Origin of the sequence: Mucilaginibacter hurinus (assembly GCF_003324525.1) — a bacterium.
In the GTDB taxonomy this organism is placed as follows: domain Bacteria; phylum Bacteroidota; class Bacteroidia; order Sphingobacteriales; family Sphingobacteriaceae; genus Mucilaginibacter; species Mucilaginibacter hurinus.
Genome location: NZ_QGDC01000003.1, coordinates 77684 through 99158 on the forward strand (window position 1 = coordinate 77684; position 21475 = coordinate 99158).

General features: G+C 43.3%; 19 protein-coding genes and 1 pseudogene. 13 read left to right on the forward strand and 7 right to left on the reverse strand.

What is annotated here, in order from left to right; genetic code table 11:
- The first annotated feature begins 171 nt into the window (after positions 1-171).
- From DJ568_RS06105 to ettA, 3 genes are all read left to right on the forward strand, one after another.
- Positions 172-2136 carry a histidine kinase dimerization/phospho-acceptor domain-containing protein gene (locus tag DJ568_RS06105; protein ID WP_114004381.1) on the forward strand — a complete coding sequence of 655 codons (1965 nt, stop codon included), beginning with the start codon at positions 172-174 and terminating at the stop codon, positions 2134-2136.
- Between the two features lie 21 nt (positions 2137-2157).
- Complete coding sequence (locus DJ568_RS06110; RefSeq protein WP_199560890.1) at positions 2158-2415, forward strand: ATP-binding protein; 258 nt, start codon at positions 2158-2160, stop codon at positions 2413-2415.
- A 269-nt stretch (positions 2416-2684) separates the two neighbouring features.
- Positions 2685-4364 carry an energy-dependent translational throttle protein EttA gene (ettA, locus tag DJ568_RS06115; RefSeq protein WP_114004383.1) on the forward strand — a complete coding sequence of 560 codons (1680 nt, stop codon included), beginning with the start codon at positions 2685-2687 and terminating at the stop codon, positions 4362-4364.
- Between the two features lie 235 nt (positions 4365-4599).
- Here the strand turns inward: ettA and DJ568_RS06120 are convergent, their stop codons facing one another.
- Positions 4600-5106 (reverse strand): very short patch repair endonuclease, encoded by a 507-nt coding sequence (locus tag DJ568_RS06120; protein WP_114004384.1) that lies wholly within the window; start codon positions 5104-5106, stop codon positions 4600-4602.
- A 154-nt stretch (positions 5107-5260) separates the two neighbouring features.
- Between DJ568_RS06120 and DJ568_RS06125 the strand changes: the two genes are divergently transcribed.
- Entirely contained in the window at positions 5261-5965 is a 705-nt protein-coding gene (locus DJ568_RS06125) for an NgoBV family restriction endonuclease (RefSeq protein ID WP_114004385.1), read from the forward strand.
- Here the strand turns inward: DJ568_RS06125 and dcm are convergent.
- Both dcm and DJ568_RS06135 read right to left on the reverse strand, forming a co-directional pair.
- Positions 5962-7299, reverse strand: a complete 1338-nt coding sequence (dcm, locus tag DJ568_RS06130; protein WP_114004386.1) for a DNA (cytosine-5-)-methyltransferase — start codon at positions 7297-7299, stop codon at positions 5962-5964. The two genes, DJ568_RS06125 and dcm, sit on opposite strands and share 4 nt — an antisense overlap.
- Complete coding sequence (locus tag DJ568_RS06135; RefSeq protein ID WP_199560891.1) at positions 7296-7583, reverse strand: DUF6471 domain-containing protein; 288 nt, start codon at positions 7581-7583, stop codon at positions 7296-7298. Before DJ568_RS06135 ends, dcm begins: the two co-directional genes overlap by 4 nt.
- A 340-nt stretch (positions 7584-7923) precedes the next feature.
- On the opposite strand from DJ568_RS06135, the gene DJ568_RS06140 reads away from it, so the two are divergent.
- Positions 7924-8748 (forward strand): N-acetylmuramoyl-L-alanine amidase, encoded by an 825-nt coding sequence (locus DJ568_RS06140; RefSeq protein ID WP_114004387.1) that lies wholly within the window; start codon positions 7924-7926, stop codon positions 8746-8748.
- 92 nt (positions 8749-8840) lie between these two features.
- Here the strand turns inward: DJ568_RS06140 and DJ568_RS06145 are convergent, their stop codons facing one another.
- Complete coding sequence (locus tag DJ568_RS06145) at positions 8841-10526, reverse strand: glutamine--tRNA ligase/YqeY domain fusion protein (protein WP_114004388.1); 1686 nt, start codon at positions 10524-10526, stop codon at positions 8841-8843.
- Positions 10527-10905: 379 nt separating this feature from the next.
- Here DJ568_RS06145 and DJ568_RS06150 point away from each other — a divergent pair, with 379 nt between their 5' ends.
- From DJ568_RS06150 to DJ568_RS06185, 8 genes and pseudogenes are all read left to right on the forward strand, one after another.
- Positions 10906-11328, forward strand: coding sequence for a cobalamin B12-binding domain-containing protein (locus DJ568_RS06150; protein WP_114004389.1), 423 nt, complete (start codon positions 10906-10908; stop codon positions 11326-11328).
- A 4-nt stretch (positions 11329-11332) separates the two neighbouring features.
- Positions 11333-12115, forward strand: coding sequence for an enoyl-CoA hydratase/isomerase family protein (locus DJ568_RS06155; protein WP_114004390.1), 783 nt, complete (start codon positions 11333-11335; stop codon positions 12113-12115).
- A 99-nt stretch (positions 12116-12214) separates the two neighbouring features.
- Positions 12215-13629 (forward strand): annotated as a pseudogene (locus DJ568_RS06160) (sigma-54-dependent transcriptional regulator).
- A 2-nt stretch (positions 13630-13631) separates the two neighbouring features.
- Entirely contained in the window at positions 13632-13829 is a 198-nt protein-coding gene (locus tag DJ568_RS06165) for a hypothetical protein (protein ID WP_114004391.1), read from the forward strand.
- An 84-nt stretch (positions 13830-13913) separates the two neighbouring features.
- Positions 13914-14954, forward strand: coding sequence for an AI-2E family transporter (locus tag DJ568_RS06170; protein WP_114004392.1), 1041 nt, complete (start codon positions 13914-13916; stop codon positions 14952-14954).
- A gap of 153 nt (positions 14955-15107) precedes the next feature.
- Positions 15108-15374, forward strand: coding sequence for a YtxH domain-containing protein (locus DJ568_RS06175; protein WP_114004393.1), 267 nt, complete (start codon positions 15108-15110; stop codon positions 15372-15374).
- 56 nt (positions 15375-15430) lie between these two features.
- On the forward strand, positions 15431-15772 hold the full coding sequence (locus DJ568_RS06180; RefSeq protein ID WP_114004394.1) for a phage holin family protein: 342 nt from the start codon (positions 15431-15433) through the stop codon (positions 15770-15772).
- Between the two features lie 6 nt (positions 15773-15778).
- A complete protein-coding gene (locus tag DJ568_RS06185; protein WP_114004395.1) occupies positions 15779-16207 on the forward strand; it encodes a hypothetical protein in 429 nt (142 codons plus the stop codon).
- Here the strand turns inward: DJ568_RS06185 and DJ568_RS06190 are convergent.
- The 3 genes from DJ568_RS06190 to DJ568_RS06200 all read right to left on the reverse strand — a co-directional run bounded on the left by DJ568_RS06190 (position 16204) and on the right by DJ568_RS06200 (position 21463).
- A complete protein-coding gene (locus DJ568_RS06190) occupies positions 16204-16920 on the reverse strand; it encodes a pyridoxine 5'-phosphate synthase (protein WP_114004396.1) in 717 nt (238 codons plus the stop codon). The two genes, DJ568_RS06185 and DJ568_RS06190, sit on opposite strands and share 4 nt — an antisense overlap.
- Positions 16921-17180: 260 nt before the next feature.
- The gene (locus DJ568_RS06195; protein WP_114004397.1) at positions 17181-19889 is read right to left on the reverse strand and encodes a GH92 family glycosyl hydrolase; all 2709 of its coding nucleotides are present in this window, start codon (positions 19887-19889) and stop codon (positions 17181-17183) included.
- Positions 19886-21463 (reverse strand): sialate O-acetylesterase, encoded by a 1578-nt coding sequence (locus DJ568_RS06200; RefSeq protein ID WP_114004398.1) that lies wholly within the window; start codon positions 21461-21463, stop codon positions 19886-19888. Before DJ568_RS06200 ends, DJ568_RS06195 begins: the two co-directional genes overlap by 4 nt.
- Positions 21464-21475 lie beyond the last annotated feature (12 nt).

The window sequence follows — 21475 nt, forward strand, 5'->3', positions numbered from 1 at the left end:
ACATGCTTTATGCGATGCAGAGGCAATTTACTGTTCAAAACAATGTTTTTATTTAAAAGCAACTTTCTCCTATAAAGAATGTTATTCTCTTTTTTAGTATGATTATAATTTCTAATTAAAATATTTACTTACATTTAATCGTCTGTAATAAAATCGCTATCTATTTAAAATATGCTCCACGTTGATCTTACCAATTGCGACAACGAACCTATCCGCATCCCGGGCAGGGTTCAAAGCCACGGATTTCTGATCGCGGTGGACCAGGATTTGAAAATTTGCTTTTGCAGCGAAAATACCGACACTTTTTTGGGTGAAGCACCCGGAGCCCTTTTGGGTAAACCTGTTGATGTACTTAATAGCATTGGTGACCAGGAGGAGGATATGGCGGGAATCATACGACGTGCCGCCCAGTTAAGAAAACGCGACAATACCATCCCAACAGGCGCCCACCGTGTAATGATTAAAGGGCAAGCATTAAATCTTGTTATCAATCCGGCTGAAGATTACTTACTGGCAGAATTTGAACCCGAAGATTCAAGCCTCGACGCCGACCTGCAACAAATGGTAGGCCGCTCGCTATCAGAAATATTGGCTGACAAGCAACTGGATAAACTGCTAACCAACACTGCCGAGCAGGTGCGCCGTATAACAAGGTATGACCGCGTAATGGTATACAAGTTTCATACCGACGGGCACGGCGAAGTAGTTGCCGAAGCAAAGAATGATACGCTGGAATCGTGGCTAGGGCTACATTACCCGGCATCAGACATCCCCAGGCAAGCGCGTGACCTTTATAAACATAACCTGGTACGTTTAATTGCTGATGTAAATACTGAGCCTGCCGCAATAGTTACCAACTTAAACGGGCAAACCGGTGCTTCGCTTGATCTTACCTCGAGCATGCTTAGGGCGGTATCACCTATCCATATCCAATACCTTAAAAACATGGAGGTGGCATCCAGCTTCAGTGTTTCTATACGTGATCAGGGTGAATTATGGGGCCTTATTGCCTGCCATAGTTATTCGCCGCGCTTTATCAACTTTAACCAGCGCGAATCTGCCAAGCTCGTAGGCCAGGTATTATCGTCGGCAATAAGCTTTCGTCAACAGGAGGAAGACCAGCAGAAAGCGACCCGCTCGCGCACGGTGGTTGAGCAGCTTACCCGAAATTTATTGCGCAACACCCCTGTTGAAGAGGCTTTAATAAAATACGATGTTACTTTCGCCGATGCAATAGAGAGTACAGGCGCAGCTTTACTGTTTGAAAATCAGCTTTACACAATAGGTAAAACTCCCGAAAACGATTTTATCGAGCGGCTTATTACCTGGCTTGAAGACAAAATGGAGTCAAGCATATATGCAACTTCAAACCTCTCGGCGGATTTTCCGGACGCTGCCGAACATAAGGGTATGGCAAGCGGCCTGCTGGCGTGCCGGTTATCAAGGGAATTAGATGAATATATGTTATGGTTCAGACCCGAAGTAATTACACACGTAACGTGGGCAGGCAATCCTGAAAAAAATATTGAGGTTGATAGCCGGGGCATGCAGATCATATCGCCCCGCAATTCATTTGAGGCATGGTCTCAGGACGTAAAGTACACCTCAGCTCCCTGGAGTAAACATGATACAGATACTGCCCTGCTGTTAAAGGACGAGATAAACTACTCTATAAGCCGCAAAGCTACTGAACTGCGTATACTGAACGAAAAACTAAGGGAGGCATACGCCGAGCTGGACAGTTTCAGTTACACCATATCACATGACCTTAAGAACCCTTTAACAGCCATAAAAAGTTATTCGCAGCTTATTGTAAGGCGTTTTGAGCTACCAGAGCAGGTAAAAACCATGGTTGAACGCATTGAAGGGAACGTGGTAAAGATGCAGGACATGATAGACGAGGTTTTGAACTACTCAAAAATAGGACAAGCCAAGTTGCGCGTTAAAGCCATCAACATGCAAAAACTGCTTGACGAGTTGCGCCGCGACATGATAATTGCCAGCGACAACCCTAACCTCCGGTTAGAGATTAAAGAGACGCCGGAAGTACATGGCGATGAAACCATGGTATTGCAGGTATTCTCTAACCTGGTGGGCAATGCTGTGAAATACTCAGGCAAATCAGACATCCCGTAGGTTGTAATTGACGGCAAGGTATTGAATGACCATACCATACAATATGCTATCACCGATAATGGTATCGGTATCGATAAAAAAGAGCAGGATGAAATATTTGAGTTGTTCAGCCGCTCAAAAAATGCCAATACATTTGAAGGTTCCGGTGTGGGTTTGGCAATAGTTAAACGCATACTTGATAAGCACCATGGCAGGGTTTGGGTTGAAAGCAATGTGGGCAGCGGGGCAACGTTTTTTGTCAACTTCCGCAGGTATCAGGAAACAGAATATCTGAATTAGAGGTTGTCGCATTATCTGTCAGCACCGCTCTTAATCAGAAGATAATAGCAGCTCATTGTTAAGCGTTGAAAATACCCGCGTGCACCTGTTGGCTGCCGGCGTAATACATGTAACAAGTTACATTGCGTTATCACCATTCTGATAACTGCACAAATCAACATTCAATTTTGCATCCTGCAACTTTTATATAACCAGCTTATAACATATCAAAAATATTTGCTAAACGCAGATTTTCCCTTCATCTTTGGCTTCCTTAATATAAACACTACATGGCAGACGAAAAGATCATATTTTCTATGGCCGGGGTTAGCAAAACCTTCCCGCCGCAAAAAACTGTTTTAAAAAATATATACCTGTCGTTTTTTTACGGCGCAAAAATCGGTGTTATCGGCCTTAACGGTTCGGGTAAATCGTCGCTATTAAAAATCATTGCCGGGGTAGATAAATCATACCAGGGTGAAGTGGTTTTTTCCCCGGGCTACTCGGTAGGCATGTTAAGCCAGGAGCCGGAGCTAGATCCGGATAAAACCGTACGCGAAGTAGTGGAGGAGGGTGTTGCCGAAACCACCGCCATATTAAAGGAGTACGAAGAGATAAACGAAAAATTTGGCCTGGAAGAGTATTACAGCGACCCCGATGCCATGGATAAACTGCTGGCGCGGCAGGGTGAGCTGCAGGACAAAATAGACGCCAGCAATGCCTGGGAACTGGATACTAAGCTTGAGCGCGCAATGGACGCCTTGCGGTGCCCCGAGCCTGAGACCAAAATATCAGTATTATCCGGCGGTGAGCGCCGCCGTGTTGCGCTGTGCCGTTTGCTATTGCAGGAACCGGATGTATTATTACTGGACGAGCCTACCAACCACCTGGATGCCGAAAGTATTGACTGGCTTGAACAGCACCTTAAGCAGTACAAGGGTACCGTTATTGCCGTAACTCACGACCGATACTTCCTTGATAACGTGGCCGGCTGGATATTGGAACTTGACCGCGGTGAGGGCATCCCCTGGAAGGGCAATTACTCCTCATGGCTCGACCAAAAAGCCAAACGCCTGGCACAGGAAGAAAAAACTGAAAGCAAACGCCAGAAAACTCTGGAACGCGAACTGGAATGGGTGCGCATGGCCCCTAAAGCCCGCCAGGCAAAAGGTAAGGCGCGTTTATCAAACTACGAAAAGCTGGCCAGCGAAGAAACCAGGGACCGCGAAGAGAAACTGGAGTTATTTATTCCGCCCGGTCCGCGGTTGGGCAATGTGGTAATTGAGGCCAACAATGTTACCAAAGCCTACGGCGATAAGGTATTGTTTGAAAATTTAAGCTTTAGCCTGCCGCCTGCGGGTATTGTAGGTATTATTGGCCCTAACGGCGCCGGTAAAACCACGCTGTTCCGCCTGATAACCGGTCAGGAGCAGCCCGATGCCGGCACTTTCCGTGTTGGGGAAACTGTGGCTTTAGGTTATGTAGACCAGATGCATGACGACCTTGACGCTAATAAATCTGTTTGGGAAAACATTACCGGCGGCACAGACAATATTATGGTAGGGAACCGCCCAATCAACTCGCGTGCTTATGTATCCCGCTTTAATTTCAACGGTGCCGACCAACAGAAAAAGATCAGCGTACTATCAGGGGGTGAGCGTAACCGGGTACACCTGGCTATCACCCTCAAAAAAGGCAGCAACGTGCTCCTGCTGGATGAGCCCACCAACGACATTGACGTTAACACACTACGCTCGTTAGAAGAAGCGCTGGAAAACTTTGGCGGCTGCGCCGTTGTCATCAGCCACGATCGCTGGTTCCTCGACCGCATTTGTACCCATATCCTCGCCTTTGAAGGCGACTCACAGGTTTACTTTTACGAAGGTGACTACACCGGCTACGAAGAAAACCGCAAAAAGCGCCTTGGTGATGTAGGGCCGAAGAGGATTAAGTATAAGAAGTTGGGGTGATAGTTGGGTGTTAATTTGGGATTGTAGTAAGGGAGGAATCTATTTTAGGTTGATGTGTATTTGCTCACTGGAAACAAAGAACCAAGGACGTATTGAACGGGGCGACATTGAAGAAGCCTTCAACGCCTCCAACTAAAAGCGAAGACCGCCTGCAGCAACCAGGCCAGAGCCATGTAGAATCCGACAGCTCTACCCACCGCACCAATGCCCAGCGGCAATTTTGATTTAAGCCGGTCTATGAGAGCGGAAATTCAAGAGATGGAGGGACGCTTGGGGAGATGTAATTTTGAGGTGCATTAGTTCCTATCGCCGCTATGATTATGTTTAAGCATTTGTCGATATCCTTTTTGACGTCTTTCTCCCAAAACCTAATAACAGAGTATCCTAGTTCCGATAGTATTTTATCATTTTCTTGATCTCGTTGCATATTTCGCTCAATTTTAGGTATCCAAAATGCGCGATTAGCTTTTATCTTGGCTTTTTTTATATGCCAATCATATCCGTGCCAAAATTCGCCATCAATAAAAACAACTATTTTACTTTTTTTTATAACAATATCAGGGCTTCCGGGTAATTTTTTGTAATTTTTCCTGTATCTTATCCCTTTTCTCCAAAGTAAAATTCGCAAAGCTTTTTCAGACTTATTTTCTTTGCTCCGAACTCTTTTCATTAAATCAGACCTTGCTTTATCAGTTTCAAATCCCAAAGATTTTTTGAATTTAGGTACATATATTTTATTCATTATAAAAGGATAATTGAAAATAACACACAAGAATCATACCTTCCCAAAAACCTCAGGTTACATTACCTAGCTATAATAAAATGCCATCACTGCAATGGTATAGTTTGATTATTTATTTTCTTAATATTGTATTTTTAATTATAATCTAAACTTCATGCAATTATCAGCTCAAGAAATATATGAAAAATTGGTTGTGGAGCATTCCATAATTGGCGAAAAAGGAATAATAAGTTTTATACTTAATGGGCATGATATCAAAATAAAATCCAAAGATTCAGTAGGCAATTTGCTACAAGAATGGTTAAGAGATTGGTTAATTAGTAAAGGTGTTGTGTTTGGAACAATGATAGGAACACAGGATTTTCCGGATTTTCAACTGGACGTCACTGACCCCCGTAAAGGCATGCTTGAAGTCAAGTCCTTTGATTATGATAATTCACCAAATTTTGATGTTGCTGCTTTCCTCGCTTATCGTAGATCATTATTGGTACATCCATACAGACTTGATTCCGACTATTTAATAATTGGGTACAGCATGGTAGGACATCATATAGAAATAAAAGATGTCTGGTTAAAAAAAGTTTGGGAAATTACAGGCCCAAGTAATGACTGGCCTCTTAAGTGTCAAGTTAAACAAGGTGAAATATTTAATATACGTCCCACTAAATGGTACTTAAGAACCGGAAAAAAAGATAGGGGGCCAAAACTACCTGTGTTTAAAAGTGCCTTAGAATTTGTAACAGCATTTGATGCCACACAAAGACAATGGACTGCAACAGCAAGAGAAGCGCAAACAAGCACGTGGTTAACGAAAGTTATCTCTGGCTATAAAGCAGCAACTGGGAAAGACCTAATTTAACATACAATAACTTGTTCTGTTGTAGAATAAGAAGCATGCAGATAATGTTCGGCTAGTCGATCAGAAACTGACTTGACGACATTTACAGCCACGGTATTACCTAATAAATCAAAACCTTCATTAATTTCAACAGGCATTTCAAACCATTCAGGAAAGCCAAATAACCTCAGACCTTCCCTCAAAGTCATACTTCTGAGACCTACACCATCAGGCACAACTAACCTTGCCATATCTGTAGCCACAAGTGTTGGCGCTATGCCGTTCGGATCTATAATCTTATTTATAGAATAACTTAACTTTCCTGCAACTATATTAAATCCAGGTTTAAGTCGCTTATTGCCAATTCTATATGTCCTATTCCCTAGCAAAGTAACTTCTGTGACCAAGCTTTTGGGGTGCTCAAACTTCAAATAGCCTTTTATGACTAAGTCGTTTAACATTTCTTCGAGATTAGAACAATTATAAAAAGTACGAATCTGCTCGAGACTTAAAGGCATCCCATCCATCCACTTGATACCGATCTCTGCTGCCCATTTCTTTTTTCTCCGTTGTTTAAAAAGGCTATTAAGTAAATTAACTTGTTCTTTTGAAACCGGTCCTTTTAATTCGATATCCCAGCTATGTATATTATTTAAACCACCCCGCTTATCTTTTATTGATTTTCCATAAAGTTCCTCCAACGAAAAATGACTTAATAATAAATCTACAAATTTGGATTTTATAGTAGGCAACCCTTTTTCTAATATATTCTTAATGGGATTTATAGTCACTTCAAAATTTTCTAATTCAACTGGCTGTTCCAATGTACCCACTATAAAGATTCGTTTCCTGGATTGCGGTAAACCAAAATCTGCCGCATTTAAGACTTTAGTAGTTACATGGTAACCTAACCCTTCTAATTTTGACAAGATTACCTTAAGAGTGCGTCCATATTTGTCTTTTTTGTTTTCTAGATCATGCTTTACCAACCCTTCGACATTTTCTAAAATAAATCCATAAGGTCTCTTGTTTTCTAAGATTCTTTCAATTTCAAAAAATAATGTACCTCGTGTGTCCACGAAGCCTTGTCTTTTGCCACCTGCACTAAACGGCTGACAAGGAAAACCACCTAATAGAAACTCAAAATCCGGGATTTCTTCATTTTTCACCCGTGTGATATCGCCTACAAAATAGTCATGTGAAAAATTATGATGCAAAACTTTTAATGCATGGGGTTTTATTTCAGATGTCATTACACATCGTGTCTTAAAACCGGCATTTTTAAATGCGGTTTCAAAACCTAAACGCAAGCCACCTATTCCAGCAAACAAATCGATAAATTTAACTTCTTTCATACTTTATTTTTTTGTTTCTTAGAGGTGTAATAAACTATTGGTTCTTGTAACATAAATGAATCTATATCAGGGGAAAAATTCCGACAACCAATTGCATTTAAGCATTGTATTAGAAAAGCAGCGCTAAAAGACCCTCGGCTAATTTTGCTATCAATACTGCCTTTGGTTTCTTGCACCTCGATTCTTTCCAATAGCCGGACTAATTGTTCAGAAGTAATACCTCTTTTTAACAATTCAGATTTCAAAAGCCGCTTTGCCTTTTCATTCCAATCAATCGCATCCATCACTACAATAGTAGTAAAAAATTATCATATATGCAAATATATTTGCTTAAATATATCTAAAATATCATTTTCAGCCAGCAATTATTTTATATGATAAATTTATTTTGAGTATATGCGTAATGTAATGTTTCAATCTTTGCCTCTTAGGCAAACAAAAAATTATTCCGAATATATCCTATTCAAATGATCTCATGTCTCACTATGTCAGCTAAATGCCAAATATCAATGTAATATCTTTATCGCGAGATCGGTAATTTAAAAATTTCATTTTGTTTAAACTCATTTATTAATCAAATGCGCTCTTCGTAATTCCTATATTTGTTTCGCTACCAAGAAGCTTATGAAAACCCTCTCCACCCTTCTCCTTTTACCTATAGCCCTCATAACCGCCTGCTCGCCCAAGCTTGGCCCATACGCGGCTACCAACAAGGTATATGTAGAACAAGCCGAAACCTTCGCGCAAACGTTGCAAAAAACCACGACGGTGCAGATTATAGACAGCACAGGCCAAAAGCTGCCGTCGGAGTGGGTGGGTACAGTGAATTTTAATTTACGCAAGCCTAACCTGGTGGTTATACATTACACGGCACAGGATTCGGTTGCGCAGACACTTAAGACCTTCACTTTGGTTAAACCACAGGTGAGCGCCCACTATGTTATTGGCGCCAATGGCAAGATATACCATATGCTTAATGACTATCTGCGCGCATGGCATGGCGGAGTGGGCCGCTGGGGCAGCGTTACCGATATTAACAGCTCATCAATTGGTATCGAACTGGACAATAACGGTAAGGTACCGTTTGCTCCGGCGCAAATAAACAGCCTGCTGACCTTACTGGCGCACTTAAAAAAAACGTATAATATCCCTACCGCTAATTTTATCGGTCACCAGGATATTGCTCCCGCCCGCAAGATAGACCCGGGCAAGCTTTTCCCCTGGCAGTTACTTGCCCAAAAAGGCTTTGGTTACTGGAGCGATGACGTATTGGAACTGGCACCTGACAATTTCGACACCAATGCAGCGCTGCGGCTTATTGGGTACGACACATCGAATTTTAACGCAGCAGTAGCGGCGTTTAAAAATCACTTTATACAACAGGATAATTCACCCGCATTATCGCAACTGGATTCGAATATACTGTATAACGTTTATCAAAAGTATTAACCCCAACTCCCTGAAGGGGGAGCTTTTGTAAAGCTTGAATGAATAACGCCGGGCAATTTCTTTATCCGGCGTTATTCATCTTAGATATATCATCAGCTACTTTTTAGCCCCCCTTTAGAGGCCTGTTGGCTCCACCCGTCTTTGAGTGTCACTGTGCGGTTGAACACTAATTTTTCTGCAGACGAATGTTTGCTATCCAGGCTAAAGTATCCTTTGCGAATAAACTGATACCCCTTGCCTGCAACAGCATTAGCCAGATCGGGCTCAATATACCCTTTAATGATATTAAGGCTGTCCGGATTCAGGTATTCTTTAAAATCCCCGTCCTCGCTGGATGGGTCTTCTACCCTGAACAGGCGGTCGTATAAACGTATCTCAGCCGTTTTTGCATGCGGTATGCTCACCCAATGGATGGTACCCTTTACATGTATGCCGCTGGTATCGCTGCCCGATTTTGATTCGGGGATATACGTACAATGTATTTCGGCTACATTACCTTCACTATCCTTGACAAATTCATTGCAGGTTATTATATATGCGTTTTTTAATCTTACGCTCAGCCCAACACCCAAACGGAAAAACTTCTTTAGCGGTTCTTCCATAAAGTCCTCGCGTTCAATCCACAGTTCGCGGCTAAAAGGTATTTCGCGACCGCCTTCGCCGCCTTCTACTTCCGGGTTATTTTCACCGAACAGCGTGTCTGTTTGCCCTTCCGGATAGTTGGTTATTACAAGTTTAACCGGATCAAGCACAGCCATACGGCGCCAGGCAGTTTTGTTAAGGTCCTCGCGTATGCAAAACTCAAGCAGGCTTACATCTATCATATTTTCGCGTTTGGCTACACCAATGCGTTCACAAAAATCGCGAATACTATGCGGCGTATACCCGCGGCGGCGCAGGCCGCTGATAGTAGGCATGCGTGGATCGTCCCAGTCTTCTACGTGGCCTTCTTCTACCAGTTGCAGCAGCTTGCGCTTACTCATTACTGTGTAATTAAGGTTAAGGCGGGCAAACTCATACTGGCGCGAGGGGAACAACTCCAGTTGCTCAATAAACCATTCATATAAAGCACGGTGAGGTACGAATTCCAGCGTACATATACTATGTGTTATCTGCTCAATGGCGTCTGATTGCCCGTGCGCAAAATCGTACATTGGGTAAATGCACCAGGCATGGCCGGTACGGTGATGGTGCGCGTGTTTAATACGATACATCAGCGGATCGCGCAGGTGCATATTAGGCGATGCGAGGTCGGCCTTAGCACGCAATACTTTTGCCCCATCAGGATATTTACCTGCTTTCATGTCAGCAAACAGCTGCAGGTTCTCATCAACGCTACGGCTGCGGTACTGGTTAGGGGTACCGGGTTCTGTTGGTGTGCCCTTTTGTTTTGCAATTTCCTCGGCTGTACTGTCGTCAACATAAGCCAACCCCTTCTTTATAAGGGCAACGGCAAACTCATACAGCTTATCAAAGTAATCCGAAGCATAAAGCTCTTGCGCCCACTCAAAGCCCAGCCACTTTACATCTTCCTTAATACTGTCAACATACGCTACGTCCTCCTTAACCGGGTTGGTATCGTCAAATCGCAGGTTGGTTTTACCGCCGTATCTTTTTGCCAGCCCAAAGTTTAAACAAATAGATTTGGCGTGGCCTATATGTAAATAACCGTTAGGCTCGGGCGGGAAACGGGTTAACACCCTGCCTCCGTGCTTACCGGCACTTATATCCTCCTCAACAATCTCTTCTAAAAAATTCAATGATCTCTCTTCGCTCATGTTCAATTGTATAACAGTGCAAAAATAGAATTTATAGTGTGCGGACTGAAATATTTACAATTGAGTAATTGAAAATATTGTAGAAGGTGGCCTGGACAAGATTTAACAATTTGGAGAATTTCCTGATAACAGGCAAAGTGTATACAAAAGCTTAAACCCATGATAAGCAATTCACTTAATTGCGCATTAATACGGACGTTACCTTCGGCCCGCGCTTTCCACTCATACTACGCAGGCCTTAGCCACAGGCCGGTATCCATTGCAATCGCTAACGTGGTGTAGTGTTTAAAAAAATCTTCATTTGCACATCATATTGTGCTTATTCCTGAATTCTTTAAATTCCTGTTCAGACATTTTTCTATTACTTTTACATACAAACATGACAGCTACCCAATTTAACCGTCCTATACGCGTGCTTGTTGCCAAAGTGGGCCTGGACGGCCACGACCGCGGAGCACGTATAATTGCCACAACCCTGCGTGATGCCGGTATGGAGGTGATTTATACAGGACTGCGCCAAACTCCCGAAATGGTGGTGAACACTGCCCTCCAGGAAGACGTTGATGCCATTGGCATATCCATATTATCCGGAGCGCATATGACGGTATTCCCTAAAATATTGCAACTGATGAAAGATAAGCAACTGGACGATGTACTGGTTACCGGTGGTGGTATTATACCGGCCGACGACATGGCGGCGCTAAGGCAACTAGGTGTTGGTGAACTTTTCCCGCCGGGCACCAGCACACAGGATATTGTGCATTATATTACCAACTGGGTGCACCATCACCGTAACTTTTAAATACATGGCTTTTCAAAATATACTGGTTGAGCAGAAAGAGCGCATTGCATGCATCACGCTTAACCGCGAAACAAAAATGAACGCGCTCAATCAAGCCACTTTGGCTGAATTGAATGAAGCGTTTACACAAGCCTTTACCAATGAAAATATTGGCGGGATTATCATTACAGGTACCGGTTCCAAAGCTTTTGTTGCCGGGGGCGATATATCAGAATTTGCCGCATTGGATGAACATGCCGCCAGCGAAATGGCACGGGATGCGCACAACAAAGTGTTCAATTTAATAGAAAATGGAAACAAACCGGTGGTTGCTGCCGTAAACGGATTTGCGCTGGGGGGGGGATTGGAGCTGGCGATGGCCTGCCATATACGCGTTGCATCAAGTAATGCTAAGTTGGGCCTGCCTGAAGTTACGCTCGGCTTAATACCCGGTTATGGTGGTACACAGCGTTTAACACGACTGGTTGGCAAAGGCCGGGCACTTGAAATGATGATGACTGCCGACATGATAACTGCGGAGGAGGCTTACCGTTACGGCTTGATAAACCATGTTGTAAGTGCCGACGAACTGTTGCCGAAGGCCGAAGAAATATTACAAAAGATATTGCTTAGGGCGCCACTGGCGGTTGCGGCAGTAATAACTGCCGCCAATGCAGCATCAAGGCAGGATGTAAACGGGTTTGAAACTGAGATACTTGAGTTTGGCAAATGCTTTGCTACAACTGACATGAAGGAAGGGGTTTCGGCATTTTTAGAAAAGCGAAAACCTGCATTTAAAGGGTTATAATATGGCTTTTTGCTATTTTTAACGTTTTAAAGTTTGATTAATATTGTTACCCAGCGCGAAATGGACAACGTTTACCTATTTTTGTAGTAATTTGCCGATATGAAGAAGATCCTCATCATTGATGATGAAGTTAACGTTGCTTTGTTGCTGTCAAAGTTTTTGACACGTAATGGGTTTGATGTAGCTACTGCATCAAACGGCGCGGCCGGTATGGATTGTTTAAAAAACAATGAATTTAGCCTTGTACTATGTGATTACAGGCTTGATGACACCGACGGACGCGAAATGCTGCGTAATATTAAGATCAATTACCCTAAAACCGGCGTTATTATTATAACAGGTTACTCGGATATCAAGATGGCTGTAGAGCTCATTAAAATGGGCGCTTACGACTATATAACCAAACCACTCTACCCGGACGAGATATTAAACACCATTAACAAGGCCATTGAAACCCAGCATGCATTGCTGGAGGAAGAAGAGAACACCTCCATTGTACCTGAAGCAACCGGCAGCAAAAGCAAAAAGCAGGTAATGGCGGGTGAGTTTGTGGTAGGGGGCAGCCGCGCATCCAAAGAGTTAGTGAGGCAGATTGAGTTGGTATCGCCTACAAATTACAGCGTTATTATACTAGGTGAAAGCGGCACCGGTAAAGAGGCTGCTGCCAAAAGCATACATTTAAGCAGTCCGCGCAAAAACAAGCCTTTTATTGCTATGGACTGCGGCTCGCTAACCAAAGAACTTGCCGCAAGTGAATTTTTGGCCACGAAAAGGGATCATTTACGGGGGCGCTATATACCAAGATAGGCCACTTTGAAATGGCCAACGGGGGCACCTTATTTTTAGATGAAGTAGGTAATTTATCATACGATATCCAAGCCGCGTTACTACGCACCGTACAGGAAAGAAAAGTAAAAAGGATAGGCAGTACAAAAGAAATAGACCTTGACGTACGCATCATTGTTGCTACCAATGAAAACTTGCAGGATGGCATACAAAAGGGCCGCTTTAGGGAAGATTTATACCACCGCTTTAATGAGTTCAGTATTTTTATGCCACCGCTTCGGGAACGCGGCACCGATATTATGCTGCTGGCGGAACACTTTTTACGGATGGCCAATGAGGAACTGAGCCGTAATGTAACTGCCTTTTCGCCGGAAGTGGTAGAGTGCTTTATGAACTATCGCTGGCCGGGTAATATACGCGAACTTAAAAATATTGTGAGGCGGGCTACTTTGCTTACCGAAGGTGAAGAAGTACAGTTGAAAGCCTTACCTCTGGAAATATCCAATTATAAGATTCCTGTATTTGACAGCCCGGCAATACCAACTGCTGCGCCCGAAGTAAGAGAGAATAAACATGACCTCAAAAATGCGGCGCTTGAAGCAGAGTACGAAACTATTTTAAGGGTATTACGCGAGGTTAACTTTAACAAGACCAAAGCTGCAGAAATTTTAAAAATAGACCGCAAAACGCTTTATAACAAAATGAAAGCAATTAATGTAGGCAAGTAAGTATGAGCGGAGATACCGAACACGACAGCCTGGTAATGTTAAGGCACGACATTAATAACCAATTATCAAATATTCAGCTATGCCTTTCAGAGCTTAAGCACGAGGAAGGCTGCCAGTCTGAAGACTGTAAATTCTATATCGAAACCATACAAACGGCCTGCAAAAAAATTGAAGCATTACTCCAAAACCCTGAGCGGTAACTAGTTTCTGGAATTTTATTATTCGTCTATCAAACTTTTTGACATTTTTTTGCTTTAAATGGTAGTCATTTTCAGCTGCCTCACATGTCGATTTTTAGTTATAAACAGCGCAATAATATTATACTGGTAAGCATTATTTTACTTGGCTGTTTTTTGGTTTACGCCCTTAGCGGTTTGTTCAGCTCTATTTTAGGAGCGGTGGTACTTTACACCGTGTTCAGGGCCCGGTATATGTACCTGGTAGAACAAAAAGGATGGAACGGGCCATTTGTCGCCCTGCTTATTATCTTTAGTTCGCTCATCGTTATTGTAATCCCCTTCTTATTGTTAAGCTTCATGATTATCAATAAGATAGCTTCGCTTAACAGTAACACATTCCCTATTGAAAAATGGTTGCAAAAGCTGGATCAATTTGCTGGGTCAAATCTTAACCAGCCGCATTTTGCGGATGATATCACACAAAAGTTCAGCGAGTATGCTACGAATCTTTTTCCCTCTATTTTAGGCGGTGCTGCTAACATCATCGTGGTGCTGCTGTTTATGTACTTTATTTTGTATTTCATGTTTGTGCAAATGCGATCGTTTGAGGCCGGCTTGTTAAGGTATGCCCCATTCCGTGAGCAGCATGCGTTAAAATTTGCCGTTGAATTACGGCACTCTACTTATTCAAACGTACTTGGGCAGGGTATAGTTTCGGTGGTGCAGGGCGCTCTATTGGCCAACGGCTTTTATCTGGCCGGCATACCCGACCCTATATTTTGGGGTGTAATAGGGACTTTTATCTCGTTTTTACCAGTAGTTGGTGCGCCTACGCTTACTATACCTGCCAGCATTATACTAATGGCCGACGGCGAAACTTTTAAGGGGATAGCCCTGCTGCTGTACGGTGTTTTATTTATTGGGAACGTTGATAACGTTTTACGCATGTATATCAATAAGCGTATTGCCAATACACACCCGCTTATATCGGTTATAGGTGTGTTTATAGGGTTGCCGTTATTTGGAATTCTGGGGCTGGTTTTTGGACCGCTGCTACTGTCCTATTTTTTATTATTGCTTGAAATTTACCAAACCAACCGCATGGCTGCAGACAGGCTGGAGCGAATACGAACAGGTCCGGAATGATAATTTTTTATTTTGCATAACCTGTGATTCTAAATTGTTAAAAACCAGTTAAATAATAAACAACTTTAACGCAATTTTGGCAGTACGGATGTTTTTGGCAGGATATTTAAGCTATTTTTTAAAACAATTATTCAACTTAAAAATTAATATGATATGAATGATAACACAAAAGTAGTTGTTGCCTTGCTGGCCGGATTAGCGGCAGGAGCAGCTTTGGGTTTACTGTTCGCGCCCGAAAAAGGAACTGAAACTCGCGATAAGCTTGCAGATTCTTTAAAAAATCTAGGTGATTCAATTAAAGATACCGCCGCAGCCGAAATAGATAACCTGGTTGGACTTAAAGACCGTGTGGTTGATAGCATCAAAACCAAAATAAAAGGCGCCGAAGAGGAATACCAGGACGACCTGGAGCACGCATAATAAATTAGTAATTTATATCCCACCCCCGGTTATTAACCGGGGGCTCTATTTACCCTATGGAAGAGCAAAAGGAAACTACACAATCAGTAATTGATCAGTTAAAAGAATACGTAGAAACACGTATCACCCTGATAAAGTATAAAGCGATTGAACAGAGCACATCAGCCGTGGCAAGCGTTATTGTACTATTGGTGATATCTATAGTTGGCTTAATAACTTTCATTTTCCTTAACTTAACACTTGCGCTATATCTAGCGGAAGTACTGGGTTCATACTGGCAGGGATTTGGCATTGTTACAGCGTTCTATCTTTTGATAGTAATCATTTTGCTTGCAGCTAAGCCGAGCATTGAAAAACCGATTGTTAACAGCTTTATTAAAAAAATCTTTAAATCATAACAGCAAATGACAAGCACATATATAAAAAATATCGACGATCTGCGGACCGAGATAGCAAGGCTTGAAATTGCTAAGCAGCAGCAGGGGGAGAAACTGAAACTTCGGTTTAATAGCCCGTCGGCTATATTTGGAACTATATCATCTGCATTTGGGGGGCCATCATCAGTGGGTGGTTTGAAGCAAAATTTTGTTGGTATGATATCAAGGGTTGCATTACCTTTTGTACTTAACAAAACCCTGTTTAAGAAGTCGAACTTCATCGTTAAGGGACTTGTAGGCCTTGTATCACAAAAAGCAGCCGGATTTATAGACGAAGGCACTGTTACCAATGTGGTAGATAAAGCAAAAGCACTGTTGGCAAAAATAGGCATCGGTAAAAAGAACCCTGCCCCCGATACAGATCAACGTCTCCCGTATTCTGAAACTTTGAGCTAATTAAGCTGTTTCAGGTATTGTTTTATCGTGCTTTCCAAACCATAATACAATGCATCTGATATTAAAGCGTGCCCTATGCTTACCTCAAGTAAGCCGGGCAGATTGGCTCCAAAAAAAGCAAGGTTCTGCAAATCAAGATCGTGCCCGGCGTTAATTCCGAGTCCGGCGCTGTTGGCAATATTGGCAGTCTCTATGTATGGCGCTATCGCCAATTCCTTGCCTTTATGGTAATGACGGGCATAGTTTTCAGTATATAATTCTATTCGGTCAGTGCCTGTTGTAGCAGCTGCTTCAACCATTTTAGGCACGGCGTCAACAAATATTGATACGCGTATGCCTGCTTCTTTAAATTCAGCTATAGCGTCCTTTAAATACTCCTGGTGCACAACTGTGTCCCAGCCATGGTTTGATGTAATTTGACCGAGTTCGTCGGGCACCAGCGTTACCTGAGCGGGCTTATTCGCCAGCACCAGGTCTACAAATTTTCTTTCGCGGCTGTTACCCTCAATATTAAACTCAGTAGCTAAAACTTCTTTAAGCACCCGCACATCATCATAACGGATATGCCGCTCATCGGGCCGGGGATGAACGGTAATGCCCTGCGCGCCAAAACGCTCGCAATCAAGTGCAACTTTTATCAGATCGGGGTTGTTCCCGCCCCGTGAGTTACGAAGTGTGGCTATTTTATTGATATTAACAGACAGACGTACCATAGTTGCAGCAATTATAAGGGGCAAATATCATTAATTACTATTTAAACAGTAGAATGTATTTTTGAGTTTGAGCAAATCATTAAAAACATCTTGCTTTCACGAAGCAATCTCTGTAACCTTATCCGTAATACTTGTTAAATAGATACCGCGCTCTTACTCAGCAATGACGCGGAGGTGAGTAGTAATAAAAAGCGATGACAACTTTAAGGTTGTCATCGCTTTAACCAGTGGAGTAAATTAAATCGTATAAATTCTGCGATCTAATTAGCTACCGGCAACCCGGCTACGCCCCATGCCTTGTTGGGATTAGGACCCAGCCATATTTCTAATTTGCCACCTTTAGCGTATTCGGCATGCGTAAACCAGAATTTGTTTAACGGCTTCCCGTTAAGCATGGCTTTTTGTATATAAGTATTTTTAGGTGAGTTGTTGTATGCGGTTATCACAAATTCCTTTCCCGGATAATATTTGGGGTCAAGCTTAATAACCACTTTATCAAACATCGGGCTGGTTATGTCATATACAGGCGTGGTTGCCACATTACCCTGCAGATTAAATAAGCCTATTGACATTAATACGCTTAAAGCACCCATCTGGCCCTGGTCTTCATCCTGACCGCCGTAGCCGATGTCAGGTGTGGTACCGCCGTAAGCTTTCTCCTGCACTTTGCGCACCCAGTACTGGGTTAACCATGGCTTACCTGCGTAATTAAACACGTGCGCATCGCTCAAACCCGGCTGATTAGCATAGCTAATATAGCCGTGGCTGTAATCGAACACAAAATCACTCGGCGCGGCCATTTCAAAAGCATGGTTAAGCTTGCCTGCCAGCACATCGTTGCCACCCATTAATTTAGCCAGGCCAGGTATGTCATGTGATACGCACCATGTTGCCTGCCAGGCGTTGGATTCTATCCAACCTGCTCCGCTTAAACCGTCAGTATGGGTAAATTTGCCATTCTTATCTTTAGGGAACAACAGCTTTTGCTCAGGATTGTACAGGTTTTTCCAGCCTTGTGAGCGTTTCATGAAGAAGTTGTAATCTTCTGTCTTACCTAATTTTTTGGCCATCTGCGCTATCGCAAAATCCTGAAAAACTGCCTCGACAGTAATTCCGGCGTTGCCCGGCCACCAGCCTTTTGCAGTATAAAAATCTATACTTGCGCTGTCGCCCAGCATACCGCCGGGCATGGCATTACGTTTTACGGCATCAAAAGCGGTATTAATGTCATATTTGGTGAGCAAACCTTTTTGGTAAGTACCTACAATAAGATTGGTAGTAGGGCAACTGGTCATGATATATGAGTAGCCACCACCCGCAGGACCCCGCGGTATTTTGTACCCGTTCTCGGCATATTGCAACATGGATGCCGACATTTCGTCCTGCACCTCAGGCCACGCCAATCCCCAAAGCACGTTAAGGTTCCATTGGGTAAGCCAGAAAGCATCTGAGTTATACATATTGTACTTTGGCTTGCCATCGGCGCGTTTAGGCAAAGTTTTTACTTTAAATATATTGTCTGTAAAGTTGCCGTCGCGTTTCCCGGCTGTGTTATCCGGGTAATCACCATTTACGTCGTTATTCATATGGCGACCCAGCAGCACGTGCCATAGATCAGTATAAAATTTCACCTTTTGCTCAGTAGTGCCGCCACTTACTTGCATACGTCCCAACCACTCATTCCAAATGGCACGGGTTTCATTACGCACTTTATCAAAATCCCAGGTATTACACTCAACCTCAAGGTTATTTTTGGCGTTAGCGGTGCTGGTATAAGATAAACCTATCTTCATCATCAACTGATCGCCAGCCTTTACATCATACAGGGCAGCTACGCCTGCGCTGTCGCCTCGTATGCTGCTCAAATCTTCAGAATGCCTGTTGCCGGCCCACCCCTTTATTGATTTGGCTGCCTTATCAAACCTGATATTAAAGAATATCTTTACATCTTTCGGGCCACCCCAATACCTGTTTATTGAACTGAGAGATCCTTCAAATTCTTTATCGCTTATCTTCTTAAGCAATACGTTTGACATGCGGCTGTTTATTACATGGCCATTTAATATGGTCAGCAGTTGCGCTTCCATATCCTGCGTGTAAGTAAACCTGTAGAAGACGACACGATCGGTAGCCGTAAATTCTGTCCAGGTTTTATGATCGCGCAGGTACACGCGTTGGTAACCCGGCTGTACTATCTCATCGTCATGGCTGAATTTTGACTTCCACGCTGACACACCTTTCGACGGATTTACGCTTCCGGGGGCCGGCATTACGTCAATACCGGTTATCATCCACTCGTGTATCTGGTTAAAGCCTAATATCGAATCTTCGTTATAATTGTAAGCGCCACCATTTTGATTTTTGTTTCGTGTATAGGGCGCCGCGCTCGCCAGGCTGAATGGCCTTGCGCCGGTAATAAAGAATATATCACGACCGCGGTTCGTCTCAATGTATGGATCTACCCACGCTATGTAATCTTTGTATTGCTTCGATGAGGGGAATACTTCGATTTCAGAGAACCCCAGGTCTTTCCCGTTACCGTCCGAAAATACGAATTTTACCCATTTTACGGTACGCGGACTAAAGTTAACCAGGTTGGCTGTCCCATCATTAGCCATGCGGTTAACCCAAACTATGCTGCCGTCGCTAAATTCCATTTTCACCGTTGCGGTGTACTCGTCTAGTTCAGGCCTGTCGTACAGTACAATTTTATTGATGCTTTGTGGCTGCTCCCACTCCAGCTTTAACCATGGGAAACGAATGTATCCCCAATCAGTGGTTACACCTTCGCAAGCCCATTGGCCCTTACCCATAACACCAATTATGCCATCGGTAACATTTTGGGGCGCGAATTTAGAATTCAGCGTGCTTGATGCTGTGGCTTTCGCCTGCGGCGCGATGTTGTCGGCTCCCGCCATTGCGGCGGTACTGGCAAATAGCGATAGCGCTAGTACTAATTTATATTTCATAACTCCTCGTTTAGTCGTTTATAATCAACTTTTATCTTTTCGCCGCTGCCATCATCAGCCCAATCGTCGGTACGGAAAGGCTCGGCCGGCAGGCCTGCTTTATTTTGAAAATTGGTAATAGCTGTATTTGTAAAGGCGTAGCGCGCCGCTACCGGTACAGCAACCTTGTCTGACGTCAATATCACTTTATCACCTTCAATTACAGCCTTGGCCGGGTGAAACACCTGGTCGGCACCGGCTATAAAAAATTCACGCGGCGCTTTTTTATCAAACGTCGTCAGTCCGCCATCCAGCGATTTGGAATGGTAGCTAACAATAACTTTGCTACCATCTATTTTTACTTTATTTAGTTGCGGCCCCAGGTACTGAATATTAGCCAGCTTATAATTTTTGTTTAAGGCTATACGTGCCAACCGCAGCCCGATAGGTTTTTTGCGGCGCGGGTGTAAGTTACGCGGCGCATCAGGATCATCTGTGGTGACCACCATTTCGGTATTTTTCAACTTGCGCACATTAGACTGAGCTTCACGAAAAACAGCATAATCAAAAGCAGCCGGATCTTCGTTATTCCACCAGTATGATGGTACCTGTACTAAATAAAAAGGTAAATCGCCCTGGCCAAAATCTTTGCGCCAGCCCTTTATCATAGCAGTAAGCAGGCGGGTATATTTATTTTTATCGTTGCGGTTAAACTCGCCCTGGTACCATATAAAGCCTTTAATACTTAAGCCGGCAACAGGGGCAATCATAGCATTGTAAAGCAGTGTTGGCCGCGTAACTTTTTCAAAGGAGAATCCACCGTCAATCACTTCCTTTGATTTGGGGCTCTCATCGTAACTTTTTAAATATTTGTTATATAAAATCGTGTCTGATTCCAACACCTTGCGGCTTGTCCATGCCTGCCCGGTTGACGCCCCTATTGTTGACAATACAATGCCTACGGGCAACTTAGTGTTTTTATGTATTTCGCTGGCAAAATAATAAGCCACTGCGCTAAAGCTACCCGCAGTTTCAGGGTTGCACACTACCCACTTCCCTTTTACATAATCATAAGGTGTAGCGCCAAAGTTAAGGGTGGTGTAAAAGAACCGGATATTCGGAAAAGTGGCCTTAGGCACTTCGTTTTCCCAATTTTCGGTCCCGCTATCTTTTTTTTCTTTATCGCCCTTAAGTGCCATTTGCATATTTGATTGTCCGCTGGCCAGCCACACTTCGCCTATTAAAATATTAGTAAGCGTAACTGTTTTACCGCCGTTAGTTATAACCAATGTATGCGGTTTAAAATCGCCCGGAACTGCTTTCGGAACTTTTACTGAGGTTTTCCATACACCGCTGCTATCTGCAACTGCCTCGCCCTGCCTGGTGGCCCAGTCGGCTTTTACAGTTACTTTTGTACCGGGCGCAGCTTTACCCCATATAGCATAAGGCTTATTTTGCTGCACCACCATATTGCTTTGAAACAGGTTGGCGACGGTGAAACCAGTTGTATCAGCGCTTGCGCATTTGGCAAAAAGGTTCCGGCTATTTGATTCTCCGGCAAATAAAAGAAAGGCTATAAAAAATTTGATTTTCATGTTTAGATAAGA

Coding starts and splice junctions, on each gene's coding strand:
- DJ568_RS06105 (WP_114004381.1), top strand. CDS start 172: ATGCTCCACGTTGATCTTACCAATTGCGACAACGAACCTATCCGCATC.
- ettA (WP_114004383.1), top strand. CDS start 2,685: ATGGCAGACGAAAAGATCATATTTTCTATGGCCGGGGTTAGCAAAACC.
- DJ568_RS06120 (WP_114004384.1), bottom strand. CDS start 5,106: ATGAATAAAATATATGTACCTAAATTCAAAAAATCTTTGGGATTTGAA.
- DJ568_RS06125 (WP_114004385.1), top strand. CDS start 5,261: ATGCAATTATCAGCTCAAGAAATATATGAAAAATTGGTTGTGGAGCAT.
- dcm (WP_114004386.1), bottom strand. CDS start 7,299: ATGAAAGAAGTTAAATTTATCGATTTGTTTGCTGGAATAGGTGGCTTG.
- DJ568_RS06135 (WP_199560891.1), bottom strand. CDS start 7,583: ATGGATGCGATTGATTGGAATGAAAAGGCAAAGCGGCTTTTGAAATCT.
- DJ568_RS06140 (WP_114004387.1), top strand. CDS start 7,924: ATGAAAACCCTCTCCACCCTTCTCCTTTTACCTATAGCCCTCATAACC.
- DJ568_RS06145 (WP_114004388.1), bottom strand. CDS start 10,526: ATGAGCGAAGAGAGATCATTGAATTTTTTAGAAGAGATTGTTGAGGAG.
- DJ568_RS06150 (WP_114004389.1), top strand. CDS start 10,906: ATGACAGCTACCCAATTTAACCGTCCTATACGCGTGCTTGTTGCCAAA.
- DJ568_RS06155 (WP_114004390.1), top strand. CDS start 11,333: ATGGCTTTTCAAAATATACTGGTTGAGCAGAAAGAGCGCATTGCATGC.
- DJ568_RS06165 (WP_114004391.1), top strand. CDS start 13,632: ATGAGCGGAGATACCGAACACGACAGCCTGGTAATGTTAAGGCACGAC.
- DJ568_RS06170 (WP_114004392.1), top strand. CDS start 13,914: ATGTCGATTTTTAGTTATAAACAGCGCAATAATATTATACTGGTAAGC.
- DJ568_RS06175 (WP_114004393.1), top strand. CDS start 15,108: ATGAATGATAACACAAAAGTAGTTGTTGCCTTGCTGGCCGGATTAGCG.
- DJ568_RS06180 (WP_114004394.1), top strand. CDS start 15,431: ATGGAAGAGCAAAAGGAAACTACACAATCAGTAATTGATCAGTTAAAA.
- DJ568_RS06185 (WP_114004395.1), top strand. CDS start 15,779: ATGACAAGCACATATATAAAAAATATCGACGATCTGCGGACCGAGATA.
- DJ568_RS06190 (WP_114004396.1), bottom strand. CDS start 16,920: ATGGTACGTCTGTCTGTTAATATCAATAAAATAGCCACACTTCGTAAC.
- DJ568_RS06195 (WP_114004397.1), bottom strand. CDS start 19,889: ATGAAATATAAATTAGTACTAGCGCTATCGCTATTTGCCAGTACCGCC.
- DJ568_RS06200 (WP_114004398.1), bottom strand. CDS start 21,463: ATGAAAATCAAATTTTTTATAGCCTTTCTTTTATTTGCCGGAGAATCA.